This is a genomic window from Kordia sp. SMS9, from assembly GCF_003352465.1.
Classification (GTDB): domain Bacteria; phylum Bacteroidota; class Bacteroidia; order Flavobacteriales; family Flavobacteriaceae; genus Kordia.
This window is the reverse complement of the sequence record NZ_CP031153.1, coordinates 4,824,928-4,837,581: the sequence shown is the minus strand read 5'-3', so window position 1 is coordinate 4,837,581 and position 12,654 is coordinate 4,824,928. Positions and strand designations below refer to the sequence as shown.

The following is a 12,654-nucleotide window of genomic DNA, read 5'->3' as shown; positions in this document are numbered from 1 at the left end:
GTAATGATGCTCGTACTCATACGCTAATTATCAATAAAAGACGTGTTAGGTTCCCTATATTCAATATATTTCTTCTCATCAATTATAGGTAATTGTTAACGAGGCAACTTTTACAAATGATAATTTCCTCATGTATGGATGTTTTAAAACTAAATTTTAAAACAAATGACAACGCATATGATCTTGCCTATTTCAACCTATTCAACCAAAAAAACTATATAAAATAATCCATCACTTGGGATTGGAATGTCTTGATATGACTAGAATTCGTGTATCAGTATTAACTAAAATTTACAAAATGAATTCAGTAAAAATTATCAAAAACAGAAATAACAAAGCGCAGCGGTGGTGGATATTTGTCGTGCGCTTTTTGGGCTTTTTAATGTTTATCATTCCATTAATTCAGCCCATGTATGCGTATATGATTATTGGAATGGAGGAAGTTCAATTTACAAAAACGAGAACTCTATTCGTAATCGTAGGATTTATTATGTGTTCTAATGGAAAGTTTATCGGTATTGTGAATAATAATGTGGGACTTTTTATGAAACATGCATTTCAAAAGATTATTTCTTAATGGAAGCTATCGAAAAAGAAATTCAACAAAAGAAAAAATGGCATTTACTGTTGCTTGATGTTTGTAAAAAGTATCGTTTATTCACGTACATTCCCATTGTTTTTTTGTCCATATCTTCCTTTAGTTTACGCAACAAAAATGAGGTTTTGGTAAAACGCGTGGTACGTTTAGAAACTGTAAACGAAGCTTTGGTGTCAAACATGATCTTATACAATAGAAGATTTGAAACATTTCCAATGCCAGTTTTTCAAAAATTAAAACGCAGCAATCAATTTATAGCACAATATTTCAATCCTGCGTATGTGAATTTATTGGGACATAATTTTGAATATAACCGATATAAATATATTGGAAAAACAGATTATGATTATTACCCAAAACGTGTGGCTGATTTGTATTATAACTTTGATGTATCAGTAGCTTTTACGGGATTTCCCATGAAAATAAAAGTCACTATAAAAGATTCATCAAATACAAATCTCAATGTAGAAGTAATGAAATGGCGTCAAATTCGTGAAGAAGATACACTGATTTACGGAATGATTATTTTAGAAAAACTTATGTAATTTCATGATAAAGTCTTGCTAAACTTGGCAAGACTTTATTTTTACACATACGGAAATGGGACACTCTTATATAGTTATTACAAGTGCTTTTCAGACAATTTTTTATAAACATTCATTCCTCAGCCCAATCAAAATATTTAGATTTAATCGTGTCTTTCTCAGCTTCCAAATAGGCAATAAAAGCATTGGCAACAGGCGAAAGTGATTTGTTTTTCAACCACACAATATTCCATTGGGTATGAATCGGAAGTCCTTTGTGTTTTATAATTTTAATAGCGCCATCATCAACCGCATTTTTAATTCCCAAAAGTGGCATGATAGAATATCCCAAACCTGCAATCACAGCTTGTTTTAACGCTTCGTTTGAGGTCAACTCAATTTTCTTCTGTATGGACACATTTTTCCCGTCAATAAAAGCTTCCATGGCATTACGAGTAGCCGAACCCTTTTCACGGTATAGCAAAGGTTCTTCTATAAAAATGTTTTCTATTTTACCGTTACGTTTCGATTCGCGTTCTCTTCCGCCAACCAAATACAAACTGTTTTTTAACAAAGGAAGCGTTTCTAATGATAAATGGGTTGGCAAAACAGAAACCAATGCAAAATCAACTTTGTTTTGTTCTAAATCTTTTACAACATTCTGCTTGTTCGTCACATCAATAGAAAAATCAATGCCTGTGTGCTGATTCACAAACCCAGAAAGATAATACGGCATCACATATTTTCCCGTCGAAACACAGGAAAGCGTTAATTTTCCCGCCAATTTCCCCTGATATTCCTTGGTTTTATGATCAATAGTAGACACTTCATCTAAAATCTTTTTAGCAGTGACAGCAATCTCTTTTCCAAAATTAGTTACATATAATTTTCTACCCACAACTTCGGTTAATGGCAGTGGAAATTGATCTTGAAATTTTTTAAGCTGAATAGAGACAGCAGGTTGAGTTAAGAATAAAGCTTCGGAAGCTTTGGTAATGCTTTGTTTTTTTACAATTTCAACAAAGACTTTAAGTTGGTGTAAGGTGTAGTTCATAAATATCGCTTATGTTTTATATAATAAATATAAATAAAAATATATGAATATAAAGCACAATCTTTGCACTAATAAAATTTAGTAATGTCAAAAACAATTACACTTAACAATCAGATTGAAACGTCTATTCGTTCAGTTAAAGTAATGAATAATGACTCAATTTTTGCTATAAAAATAAACAAAAATTGGCTGCTTATATGGATGAAGCGTTTTGCATTGATGACTTTTTTATTAGGATATATAATAATCACGTATATCAGTTATAGTTTGGGTTTAGGACATTTTTGGACTCTTGTAAAAGTAGGAATTATTTTGGGCATGCTATTATTTTTAGCACTGAATAAAGTTAATAACTAAATATTAAGATTAAATATTATGACAACAACAGAAGTAACGCACAAAGTTAAGTTGGTAGATGGGAAATTTACTGCTATGGAAGCGAAAGAAGTAATCAATTCATTAATTGATGAGAAAATCAACTTTCACAAAATTCACCGTTTAGCATTGTGTGAAGGCGATGTAAACACGGATACAACATTTGATGATAGTAGAGTAGGGCAGCTTATGCGTGAAAAAGAAGATTTCAGAGAAATTTATTTAGAAGCAAAAAGAGCTGGAAAGCAAGTCCGAATTCATGGAACTCTAGAAATAGAAATCATTGACTAAAAGGTAATAGCATACCTTTAAAAAAACCGCAATGGATTTACATTTACTATTCGATAATTTATCGAATCCAGCATTATTGTTTTTTGTTTTAGGAATTTTTGCAGCACAAGTACGAAGTGATCTTGAAATTCCGAAAAGTTCTTCAAAATTTTTGTCTTTATATCTCTTACTAGCCATTGGTTTCAAAGGCGGGCAAGAGTTAGCGCATAGTAGTTATACAGCAGATATTGGTTGGTCGCTTATCATGGGAATAGCACTCGCCACCATTGTTCCACTGTATTCGTACTATATATTGCGTTTAAAATTTACGGTAGACAATGCCGGAGCTATCGCGGCAGCGTATGGTTCGGTAAGTGCCGTAACTTTTGTAACGGCAATTAGCTTTTTGGAGTTAGAAAATATTCCATTCGGCGGACACATGGTCGCTGTGATGGCATTAATGGAAGCACCTTCCATCATTGTTGGTGTATTATTGATGCGAATTCATTCCAACGGTAAGAAGTCTTACAAAGAAATGTTAGGACTCGTAAAACATGCAGTTACAAACGGAAGTGTACTGCTTATATTAGGAAGTTTGGTCATTGGTTTTTTAGCCAGTGATGCACAAGCAGAAGGAATCAAACCCTTTACAACGGATATATTTAAAGGATTTTTGGCAGTTTTCTTACTAGACATGGGAATTACTAGTGGAAAGAAAATTGGCGCACTGATCAAAAAAGGATGGTTCGCTTTGATATTTGCCATCTTTATTCCGCTAGCCAACGGAATTACAGTAGCATACACGTCGTCGCATGTGTTAAGCAGCGACGGAGATCGTTTATTACTGTCCATTTTGGCAGCCAGTGCATCTTATATTGCCGTGCCAGCAGCCATGCGAATTGCAGCACCAAAAGCAAATCCAAGTTTATATTTACCCATGGCATTAGCCATCACATTCCCATTCAACATTACGTTGGGAATGCCTATATATATGTGGTTCATACAACATTCATAAGTCGAAAGCCACACACCACCAAAGTTTTTCATAAGTGACTAGGGTGAAGCCTTGCTAGGAAACTAGTGAGGCTTTTTTATGTATAATGAAAACTATTTTTGTTGCTTAAAAATAGCTTCAAATGCTCCATAAGCAGCTAAATGCAAAGCATCACCATGTTCTTGTGCTTCTAAAAATTTAAAATTCAACGTGTAATTTTTCTCGCCTTCAATATTCAGTTTATAATACAATTCTTTGGCAGTACGTTCCATGGTTGGACCTTCTTTGCCAACAGCGATGTAAATGGATTTCTTTTTTTGAAATGTTGCAGGAGCGAATTTTAAGAGCGATTCATCATCCCACCATAAACTAGGACTCACAATAATATAATTGTCAAACAGTTGCGGTTTTTTAAATAAAATCTCGGTTGCTAACAAACCACCAAGTGATTGTCCAATGATGGTTTTTGTATTTGTAGTTCGGTAGTTTTTGTTAATATACGGTTGCAGTTCTTTCTCCAAAAAATCAATAAAATCTTTTGATCCGCCCGTGGTGGGAAATTCCTCTTTATCTTTTTTATTTTTTGTGGGAAAAGTAAAATCGTGTTTCCGATCTATATTAGAAATGCCAACTACAATCGACTCTGGCACCATTTGAATCCACGAAAAAGAACCAAATTGTACCAAACCCGCAATATGAATAAAATCTTCATCCATAGAACCATCTAACAAATAAATAACAGGATAATTTCCAGAAGCTTCTTTGGTGTAACTTTCAGGAAGATAAATATTTAGAATACGTTCTTGATCAAGAATTGTAGATGGAAACGTTACCGATTCGCCAATAGTAATTGGTTTTTTCTGTGTGCTATTTTGTTGGGCAGAAAGTAGCATACACGCTAAAAATGTACAAATACATAGTAAAAGGTACTTTTGATTCATGTGTGTAAGTATTTATGTGATGAAGATACTAAGTTTAAAGGACAAATCTGATAGGATACGTTTTGAAATCATAATGATACTCTAACAAAAAGTAAATTCCAGCGAAAGCGAGATTATAAAGAAAAAGCCTCACTATTGCTAGCAAGGCTTTGTTGTGTATATTTTTTGATTACAATTACGAAAGGCAAATACGCTCTTGTAATTTTTGCATCAACTGTGTCTTTAATTCTATGATTTCAGGTGTTTGTTCTTGACGGTGATAATAATCTAGCATCAACTTTGCGTAGTTGATAAATACATCATCTGTTGGAATTGGACCTGGTTCAAAATCATAAATCTGCTCTTCAGGCAAGTTAAAAAATGCACCACCAGTCGTATGATTTACACGATCGTGCTCCAATTCATAATTCTTCGCGTCCGCAGTAATATCGCCATCTTTCTCACAACAACCGTACACATGCAAGGTCATATAACAATCTGTAGAAGGATTTCCCATTTGGTGAATCATCGCGTTGACAACCTTTACAATGGAACCAGAAGTCAAGATTTCTTTCTTTGCAAATCGCAACTGATTGTTTCTATTTTGATAGATAAAATGATGTGTATTTCCAAACACTTGAACCACGCCCCATTGTGTATATCCATGATTGTGAATAGAAGAGTAGTCGCCAGGATTCCAAGACATTGCCATAATTTCAAACTGTCCACCGTCATAAATCATCTTGCGTCCATACCCATCTTCAATTGGATGATCAAAATCAGCATAGGCTTCCAAATCTTTTTGTGTGATTTGTGCACGCTGAACAAATTTCTCAATGTGCGCCGCCGTGACTTTTTCTCCACTATCAATAGCATCTTGAATCCATGTTTTTAAGTTTTCCAATGCAGGAGCTAAAACTTCTTCTTGTAACATCATGTCCTTTGTGGTTTTTTAAGTTTATTTTTTTCTCAATTATTCAATTATATACTGCATGATAATCATATCAACCCAGTGTCCATTTCGGAAACCAATTTCGTGTTGACGGCCGACAATAGTATAGCCTAATTTTTCATTATATGCAATACTCGCCGTATTTGTGGCAAAAACTTTGGCAACCAAATGTTTGTATTCTAATTGTTTGCATTGTGCTATGACAAACTTTTTCATTTGTGTTCCGTAGCCTTTTCCTAATTCCGTTTGCGTGAAATATACGGCAGTTTCACATGCAAATCGGTAACCTTCTCGATCACTGTAACGTTTTATAATTCCCCAACCAATCACAATCTCGTCTTGTATAAAAACGTATAATTTCTCCCGATTGTTGAATTTTGCTATCCAACCCGCAATGTCTGTTGCGGTTTTATGGGTTTCTTCCATATTGGAAGTTCCCAACGTGATGTATTCGTTATATATGTCAGCAACGATCTGATAATCAGTTTCGTTAGCATCTCTTATTTCTGTTCGCTGTTGCATATCAATCTTTCAATGTCAATACTTTTCCTGGTGTTGTATTTTGTATTTTTTTGTGTTGAATGAGATGTGAACCGTTTACCCATAAATGCTCAATTCCTGACGATAATTCTCTAGGCGACAAATATGTGGCATTTGCTTTGACGGTGTTCGGATCAAACAACACAATATCTGCATAATAATTTTTAGCAATCAAACCTCTGTGTTTCAACTGAAAAAACTCCGCAGGCAAATAGGTTACTTTGTGAATGGCTTCTTCCCAGCTTAATAGTTGTTCTTCTATCACAAAGCGTTGTAAATATTCGGTAAACGCTCCGTATGATCTTGGATGCGGTTGTCCAATACTTTTGGGCGCATTGATAGGATAACTCCACGAATCAGTACAAATCATACTGTGTTCCCAAAGTACAGCCGTATCAATATCTTTTTGATCAATACAATGATATACAACCCAGGTTTCTGTGCTTGCCGCTAAAATATCTGCAATCGCTTGTGCTAACGAAATTTCTTGTTCGGCAGCAATTTCAGAAATATTTTTATTGTAATAATCTTTCAAGTCGTCCGAAATGATCAACATGCGCGATAAATCGTAATCTTTCTTCTGGATCCATTCCGCAATAGCGGCAACATTTTCGGCATCTTTCATTTTTTCCGTCACTGCGGAAATGCCATCTTGCAACATATATTTAGGAATGAATGCGCGCAATTTAGTCGAAACGGCCGTATACGGATACACGTCGCAGGCAGCTTGCAATTCGCTCGTTTCATTAAATTTTTCCAACATGTTGAGAACTTTCGGAATTTTTCCCCAGTTTTCTTTTTCTGCGGCTTTGATGTGACTGATTAAGACACGAATTCCTGCTTGTTTTCCAATGTTTAAGGCTTCTTCCACCGCTTCTTCCAATCCGTCACGTTCGTTACGCACATGGGAAGCGTATACGCCACCTTTTTCCGCAGTTACTTTTGCCAAGGAAACAATTTCGTCCATTTCGGCAAAACAACCTGGCGCGTAAATTAATCCGGTGGAAATTCCCAACGCACCTTCGTCCATGGCTTCTGCCAAAGCGGTTTCCATGGCTGCTAGTTGTTGCGGTTGTAAGTTGTGCCAATCGTCCATGTTTCCTGCGCGAAGCGTACTATGTCCGACCAATGTGGCAATATTGAATTGTAATTTGTCTTGTATTTGGTCAAAATATTCTTGTAGCGATCGCCATTCAAATGGAAAGCCAATTTCGTCTGACAAACGATTCATGGTATTGTCTAAATGTGATGCAATCGGTGCTGGAGAAGTACCACAGTTTCCAAATATTTCGGTGGTAATTCCTTGATATAATTTATGATCGGCAGCATTTGGAAAAAAGTATCCAAAACCTGTAGACGCATGCGGATCTATAAAACCTGGCGTTAAAATGAGTCCTGTAGCATCAATGGTTTTTTTTGCTGCAGGAGTTTCAAAATCGTCACCTTGATAGTGAATACATGCAATGCGATCATTCAATATACCGACATTTCCAATCTTGGCGGTTTCTTTATGACCTGTACAAATTTTTGCGTTTTGTATGTAAAAATCTAGCATGTAACTTCTATGGTTTTTTGATCAATTGTGTATTTATCGAGTAAATTTGGTTGTATTTTACAGTGTTGTAAGCTTTCAATAGAAACATGTCCGTTGTTCATTTCCACATTTGGGGCAACGATATCTTCCAAGAAATAACGATCGGACGGACTTAAATCGTGTGCGCGTGCGTTAGGTAAATATGAAGCCATGCGTAAGTTGAGCGTTCGTCCAATGCCCGTTTCAAACATACCGCCAATCCAACATGGAATGCTGTGTTTGGCACAATATTGAATGATTTCAATGCTTTTCATCACGCCACCAACACGTCCAACTTTCAGGTTTACTTCATCCAAGACACCTAAATGATGCAGCTTTAAGACATCTCCGAGCGATTTTATTTCTTCATCATAACAGATAAATACCGATGGATTTTCTTGTTTCGCTTTCAATAACAAATCGAATCGCGTAGGCGCAAACGGTTGTTCTATCATCGTTTGATACGTATTTGCAAAGTAATTGAAGACTTCAAAATCATCTTCACCAAAACTGCCATTCGCATCAAAACTTACGTATGTATCTGCTTTAAACAACATCGGATTGATTTCTTCGAAGAAGTCAGTTCGCACATTCGGCGATATTTTAAACTTTAAGCGTCTGTACCCTGTTTCTAAAGCGTTTTTTACGACTTTTTTCATTCGGTCTAAGTCTGTGTAGAGTCCGAGTGAAATTCCCACAGGAACATCGGTTAAAGGTGTATTTTGTAATAATTGGAAAGGTGATTTCCCAGTATTTTGTTCTATAACTTGCAAAGCAGCCATTTCAACTGCGGCTTTGGTAAAGTTCCAACCGCGAATTTTATCGAGTCGTTTCAAAAGATCGCCAAAGGTTTGTTGCGGCATTAAAAAAGGCACAATAAATTGATTTACCAACGCAATCGCAGCATCAATAAATTCATCCGAATAATATGGATCTGGTCTGCATGAACATTCTCCATACCCTTTGATACCATTAGCATCTTCCCATTCTATAATCAACGCTTCGCGCGAATTTCGCACGCCGATTCCGGATACAAATTGTTCTTTTTGGGGAAGATTTAGACGAATAAGGCGAATGTTTTTAAAAGATATGGGTAGTGTGTGTATGTCTTCTTTTACAGTCATTCAGGAACGTCTCTTAGGGTAGATTTCTTTTGCTTTAGGCAGTGCAAATATATGATTTTCTAGCGATATTTTGTTGAATCTTCAATGTTTAACTGAAAAACTATATAAAACTTTAAAAGTCTATGAGTTTAGTAGGTTTTTATTGCGAATTGTTTAAAAAAGAAATAACTGCTTCTACATGAAGTAAAAGCAGTTATTTTGTTTAACTAATTTAATAGATGTACTACAATCCTTTGGTCAATACGCCATCAATATTGATGATGTCTTTTAGGTTTTGAGCTTCTACTTGTGTATATTCTACACTCGTTTCTTGAAAAGTTCCATCTAGTTTTCTACATTCTGCTGTTACAGTAATCTTGACATTTCTTGCGGTTCTTAAGTAGCTTCCGTTAGGAACTAATCTATTTGTTTGCACTTTGATATGCGCAAAAATGGAACCACTGTTGTTGTCCTTATCAATGTCTGCACAGTAAAGTTTTAGAATTGGATTTGGAATCCCTTCTAAAACAGATATTTGTGTAAATAACCCAACAGCAAAAAACGTAGTGCCATTATCAAAGCTTCCTAATAAACTGCCTGCAGGAAATGTTTGCCCGTTCGGTAATGTAATTGGATGACTACCTATTCCATTGGCATTTGTAATAAACTCTTCTTGTTGATCAAGCAATTTCCATCTGTTGTTAAACTCACAAAAAATAGAAATTACATCTCCTGCTTTTAATGATACGGCACCTACTTCTGCACCAACACCGCCAGTTGTACTATTTTCGTTTGCTTTTACTTCTACTAAAATTCCCATAATTAATACTATTTTATTGGTCGTTCCTACTCATAAGGCTTTTCAGATTCCGCCCATTTGAATGGTTTTTTTCCATATTTTTATTTTTTAGTGATTGTATTTTCGTGTGTATTTTTTATTTGACTGAAAACTCAGTTGTGTGTGTACAATGAAAATGATGACTAAAAATGGTAGAATTCAACTAGCTAGCGTTTTATTTCTGGAGTGAAATTAGGAAGTAATAGAAGTGAAGATTGTAATAATGGAATAAGATGAACGTTCTTATCCATAAAATTGAAGAAGTAAAGAATTAGGTTTTTTTTTGCTAAAAGCTAAAAGCTAAAAGCTATCTCAGTGTCTGAAACTTATTAATGATGTCTTTATATTTTCCACTCAAGGTGGCTTTATGATTTCCTTCCAGAAGAATTAGATTGTCCTGAGGAACAATTTCTTCTATTTTATGAAGATTGACAATGAAATTACGATGTGTTCGGTAGAATTTTGAAGTATCTAACAATTCCAAAATTTTGACAAGCGAGATGAGAATGACAAATTTTTCTTTTTCCGTAATGATGTTACAGTATTTTTCTTCTACTTCAATCAGAATGATAGCAGCTGTACGTACTTTTTTGAGCGATTTTCCTTTTTTAATGAATAAGTATTCTTTGCTGATTACTGTGTTTTCATCTTCGGCAGAAAAGGAATCTTCTTGACCGTAAAATTTTTCAATCGCGGTTTCAATCGCATATAAAAGTTCTAATTGATTGTACGGTTTTACGATGTAGCTATACGGATGCGTGAGTTTGGCACGTTCAAATATTTGGCGACTTGTGGAACTCGTGAGAAAGATAAAAGGTTTTAATTTATCGGGTTGCGTATCTATAAATTCCGCAATAGCGAGTCCTTCAGGATTTCCACCTAAAAAAATATCAAGAATTAGAAAATCGATTGGTATATTGTGTAAGCATTGGATCGCTTCTTTAAAATTTCGTGCAACGCCAGCTACGTGAAAACCATTCGTTTCAAGGATGTCGGTTAACAGTTCAATTTGTTCTTGGTGGTCTTCAACTATGAGGATGTTTATTTGGTTCATTTGGTAGGTTTTTTGGTAGTGAGATTATCATTTTTGTGCCTTTTCCGAGTTCACTTTCTATGGATAAAGAGCCGTTATTTTTTTTGATCATTGATTTGCAAAGTTGCATGCCGAGTCCTGTGCCAATAATGTTTTCATGTTGCTTTTTGGCAAGCAATGTGGTGTCTTTTAATACTTCTACACGTGTTGCTTCGTTCATACCGATTCCAGTATCTTCCACAATTAAATGACAAAATTCAGCGTCATCACTTTCAGTGTATATTGTAATTTTTCCTCCCGAATTGGTAAACTTAATAGCATTGTCTATCAAGTTTCGCAAGATGATTTTCAGTGATTCTTGATCCGCATATACCAGCTCTTTTTTGGAAATGGTATTTTCTAATGAAAGTTCTTTATCTGCCAACATCGCTTTGTAATTATACGTAACATGATCTACAATAGAAGCCAAGCGAAGTTTCGTAATTTCAAAATGTGTTTGTTTGGTTTGAAGCAAAGCCCAGTTTAGGAGATTATCCAATAAATTATACGCGCCATTTACAATAGCACTGTTGTTTTGTAGTAAACCGTCTACTTCATCCAACTTTTTGGTTTCTAGTTTGTTGAGGAGTTTTTTATTACTCGTCTTAATTGCATTTACGGACGATCGCAAATCGTGACTTACAATGGAGAATAATTTATCTTTTGTGGCATTCAGTTCGTCTAAATCTTCCTTTTGTGCATTGATAATTTTGTTGCGTTTTACTTTTTCACGATACAAATACGCACTCACACCAAGCATTAATAATAGAATGATAGCAGAATACAAATAGGTATTGCGTTGTGCTGTTTTCACTTTATTATCCGCTTTAAAAATAGCGACTTGTTTTTGTTCTTTTTCAACAGCAATCTTTTTTTCGGCTTCTACTGTCGCGTAAATTTTGTTTTGATTGTTGATGGAATCTCTCCATTTTTCATATTCTTTTCGATATACCAGAGCTTTTGCCAAATCCTTTCGATTTTCTTCGACAATCGCCATGTTTAAAGCTGTATTTTGTTTTGAGATAAAATCGTCAGTAGTTATTGCCAATTTATACGCTTTTTGAAATAGCGGAATGGCTTTGTCGTCTTTGTATTGAACGTAATTAAGGTTAGCAAGATTGCCATAAGCGGTTACCAATCGTACAATGTCATTCAGTTTACGAATATATTTCAGACTTTCTGTTAAGTAGCGTTCTGCTTCTTCATAATTTTCAAGATGCAAATGACAAACGCCAATATTGTCTTTGACTTTAGCAGGCTCAATGGTTAACAATTCTGATTTAGAAAAATTTTCTATTTGTTTAAAGTAATTTAATGCTTTTTTGAATTGAGAAGATTCTAATGTTACAGTTCCAAGAAAAGCAATAGCTGTGTGATAATATGTAAAGTCTTTAGAAACTTTCAGTAACTCTTCCTCTGCTTTATGTAAGATTCTTTTTTTGTAGAAACTAAACCCACGAAGAAAATTATAAAAGTCCGAAGTTTGAGCGTCTAAAGTTGAATTATTAAATGCTTTGGTTGTATACACTAAAATAGAATCAGGTTGTTCATTGATGAAAAAGGCGCTTATTTTTGAAACGTATTTGGGGTTTTCCAATTGTAAAATATGTTCACTTATAACTTTCTTGAAATTAGGAGCCTTGCTATTGTTTTGAGAAAATAACAAAACGGGAAAAATCAGTATTTGGATATAAGGCAAACAATTGGTTTTGAAAGACATTTGCTATTTTTTTATACAATTTAGGTAAAATTTTAGTATTAAAAAAAGTAGCAATTGTACAATCACTACTTTATAATTTATTGAAAATTAAAGATGTTTTAAGATTTTGTGAATAAATTCA

General features: G+C 34.7%; 14 protein-coding genes. 5 read left to right on the top strand and 9 right to left on the bottom strand.

What is annotated here, in order from left to right:
* Positions 1 to 298 precede the first annotated feature (298 nt).
* Together KORDIASMS9_RS20520 and KORDIASMS9_RS20515 are read left to right on the top strand one after the other, a co-directional pair.
* On the top strand, positions 299 to 577 hold the full coding sequence (locus KORDIASMS9_RS20520; protein ID WP_114904654.1) for a hypothetical protein: 279 nt from the start codon (positions 299 to 301) through the stop codon (positions 575 to 577).
* Entirely contained in the window at positions 577 to 1,143 is a 567-nt protein-coding gene (locus KORDIASMS9_RS20515; RefSeq protein WP_114904653.1) for a hypothetical protein, read from the top strand. Before KORDIASMS9_RS20520 ends, KORDIASMS9_RS20515 begins: the two co-directional genes overlap by 1 nt.
* Positions 1,144 to 1,255: 112 nt before the next feature.
* Here KORDIASMS9_RS20515 and KORDIASMS9_RS20510 read toward each other — a convergent pair whose 3' ends face one another.
* Positions 1,256 to 2,176: a LysR family transcriptional regulator gene (locus KORDIASMS9_RS20510; RefSeq protein ID WP_114904652.1), complete on the bottom strand. Its 921-nt coding sequence runs from the start codon at positions 2,174 to 2,176 to the stop codon at positions 1,256 to 1,258.
* Between the two features lie 84 nt (positions 2,177 to 2,260).
* Between KORDIASMS9_RS20510 and KORDIASMS9_RS20505 the strand changes: the two genes are divergently transcribed.
* From KORDIASMS9_RS20505 to KORDIASMS9_RS20495, 3 genes are read left to right on the top strand one after another with little or no spacing between them, the layout of a single operon-like run.
* A complete protein-coding gene (locus tag KORDIASMS9_RS20505) occupies positions 2,261 to 2,533 on the top strand; it encodes a hypothetical protein (RefSeq protein WP_114904651.1) in 273 nt (90 codons plus the stop codon).
* Positions 2,534 to 2,551: 18 nt separating this feature from the next.
* Positions 2,552 to 2,842, top strand: a complete 291-nt coding sequence (locus KORDIASMS9_RS20500) for a hypothetical protein (RefSeq protein WP_114904650.1) — start codon at positions 2,552 to 2,554, stop codon at positions 2,840 to 2,842.
* A gap of 31 nt (positions 2,843 to 2,873) precedes the next feature.
* Entirely contained in the window at positions 2,874 to 3,836 is a 963-nt protein-coding gene (locus KORDIASMS9_RS20495; protein ID WP_114904649.1) for a sodium-dependent bicarbonate transport family permease, read from the top strand.
* A gap of 92 nt (positions 3,837 to 3,928) precedes the next feature.
* On the opposite strand, the gene KORDIASMS9_RS20490 is transcribed toward KORDIASMS9_RS20495, so the two are convergent.
* The 8 genes from KORDIASMS9_RS20490 to KORDIASMS9_RS20455 all read right to left on the bottom strand — a co-directional run bounded on the left by KORDIASMS9_RS20490 (position 3,929) and on the right by KORDIASMS9_RS20455 (position 12,533).
* A complete protein-coding gene (locus tag KORDIASMS9_RS20490) occupies positions 3,929 to 4,756 on the bottom strand; it encodes an alpha/beta hydrolase (protein WP_114904648.1) in 828 nt (275 codons plus the stop codon).
* Between the two features lie 175 nt (positions 4,757 to 4,931).
* Positions 4,932 to 5,672, bottom strand: coding sequence for a cysteine dioxygenase family protein (locus tag KORDIASMS9_RS20485; RefSeq protein WP_114904647.1), 741 nt, complete (start codon positions 5,670 to 5,672; stop codon positions 4,932 to 4,934).
* Between the two features lie 36 nt (positions 5,673 to 5,708).
* The gene (locus tag KORDIASMS9_RS20480) at positions 5,709 to 6,209 is read right to left on the bottom strand and encodes a GNAT family N-acetyltransferase (RefSeq protein WP_114904646.1); all 501 of its coding nucleotides are present in this window, start codon (positions 6,207 to 6,209) and stop codon (positions 5,709 to 5,711) included.
* Between the two features lies 1 nt (position 6,210).
* Positions 6,211 to 7,782, bottom strand: a complete 1,572-nt coding sequence (locus tag KORDIASMS9_RS20475) for an amidohydrolase family protein (RefSeq protein WP_114904645.1) — start codon at positions 7,780 to 7,782, stop codon at positions 6,211 to 6,213.
* The gene (gene menC, locus KORDIASMS9_RS20470; RefSeq protein ID WP_114904644.1) at positions 7,776 to 8,924 is read right to left on the bottom strand and encodes an o-succinylbenzoate synthase; all 1,149 of its coding nucleotides are present in this window, start codon (positions 8,922 to 8,924) and stop codon (positions 7,776 to 7,778) included. Before menC ends, KORDIASMS9_RS20475 begins: the two co-directional genes overlap by 7 nt.
* 223 nt (positions 8,925 to 9,147) lie before the next feature.
* Complete coding sequence (locus KORDIASMS9_RS20465; RefSeq protein WP_114904643.1) at positions 9,148 to 9,723, bottom strand: hypothetical protein; 576 nt, start codon at positions 9,721 to 9,723, stop codon at positions 9,148 to 9,150.
* Between the two features lie 325 nt (positions 9,724 to 10,048).
* Positions 10,049 to 10,795, bottom strand: coding sequence for a LytTR family DNA-binding domain-containing protein (locus tag KORDIASMS9_RS20460; RefSeq protein ID WP_114904642.1), 747 nt, complete (start codon positions 10,793 to 10,795; stop codon positions 10,049 to 10,051).
* The gene (locus KORDIASMS9_RS20455; RefSeq protein ID WP_114904641.1) at positions 10,767 to 12,533 is read right to left on the bottom strand and encodes a tetratricopeptide repeat-containing sensor histidine kinase; all 1,767 of its coding nucleotides are present in this window, start codon (positions 12,531 to 12,533) and stop codon (positions 10,767 to 10,769) included. The genes KORDIASMS9_RS20460 and KORDIASMS9_RS20455 overlap by 29 nt, the downstream gene beginning before the upstream one ends.
* Between the last annotated feature and the right edge of the window lie 121 nt (positions 12,534 to 12,654).

What these genes read in the sequence shown, in the direction of transcription:
- KORDIASMS9_RS20485 (WP_114904647.1), bottom strand. Translation starts at nt 5,672, where the DNA reads ATGATGTTACAAGAAGAAGTTTTAGCTCCTGCATTGGAAAACTTAAAA.
- KORDIASMS9_RS20480 (WP_114904646.1), bottom strand. Translation starts at nt 6,209, where the DNA reads ATGCAACAGCGAACAGAAATAAGAGATGCTAACGAAACTGATTATCAG.
- KORDIASMS9_RS20510 (WP_114904652.1), bottom strand. Translation starts at nt 2,176, where the DNA reads ATGAACTACACCTTACACCAACTTAAAGTCTTTGTTGAAATTGTAAAA.
- menC (WP_114904644.1), bottom strand. Translation starts at nt 8,924, where the DNA reads ATGACTGTAAAAGAAGACATACACACACTACCCATATCTTTTAAAAAC.
- KORDIASMS9_RS20520 (WP_114904654.1), top strand. Translation starts at nt 299, where the DNA reads ATGAATTCAGTAAAAATTATCAAAAACAGAAATAACAAAGCGCAGCGG.
- KORDIASMS9_RS20455 (WP_114904641.1), bottom strand. Translation starts at nt 12,533, where the DNA reads ATGTCTTTCAAAACCAATTGTTTGCCTTATATCCAAATACTGATTTTT.
- KORDIASMS9_RS20475 (WP_114904645.1), bottom strand. Translation starts at nt 7,782, where the DNA reads ATGCTAGATTTTTACATACAAAACGCAAAAATTTGTACAGGTCATAAA.
- KORDIASMS9_RS20495 (WP_114904649.1), top strand. Translation starts at nt 2,874, where the DNA reads ATGGATTTACATTTACTATTCGATAATTTATCGAATCCAGCATTATTG.
- KORDIASMS9_RS20505 (WP_114904651.1), top strand. Translation starts at nt 2,261, where the DNA reads ATGTCAAAAACAATTACACTTAACAATCAGATTGAAACGTCTATTCGT.
- KORDIASMS9_RS20490 (WP_114904648.1), bottom strand. Translation starts at nt 4,756, where the DNA reads ATGAATCAAAAGTACCTTTTACTATGTATTTGTACATTTTTAGCGTGT.
- KORDIASMS9_RS20465 (WP_114904643.1), bottom strand. Translation starts at nt 9,723, where the DNA reads ATGGGAATTTTAGTAGAAGTAAAAGCAAACGAAAATAGTACAACTGGC.
- KORDIASMS9_RS20500 (WP_114904650.1), top strand. Translation starts at nt 2,552, where the DNA reads ATGACAACAACAGAAGTAACGCACAAAGTTAAGTTGGTAGATGGGAAA.
- KORDIASMS9_RS20515 (WP_114904653.1), top strand. Translation starts at nt 577, where the DNA reads ATGGAAGCTATCGAAAAAGAAATTCAACAAAAGAAAAAATGGCATTTA.
- KORDIASMS9_RS20460 (WP_114904642.1), bottom strand. Translation starts at nt 10,795, where the DNA reads ATGAACCAAATAAACATCCTCATAGTTGAAGACCACCAAGAACAAATT.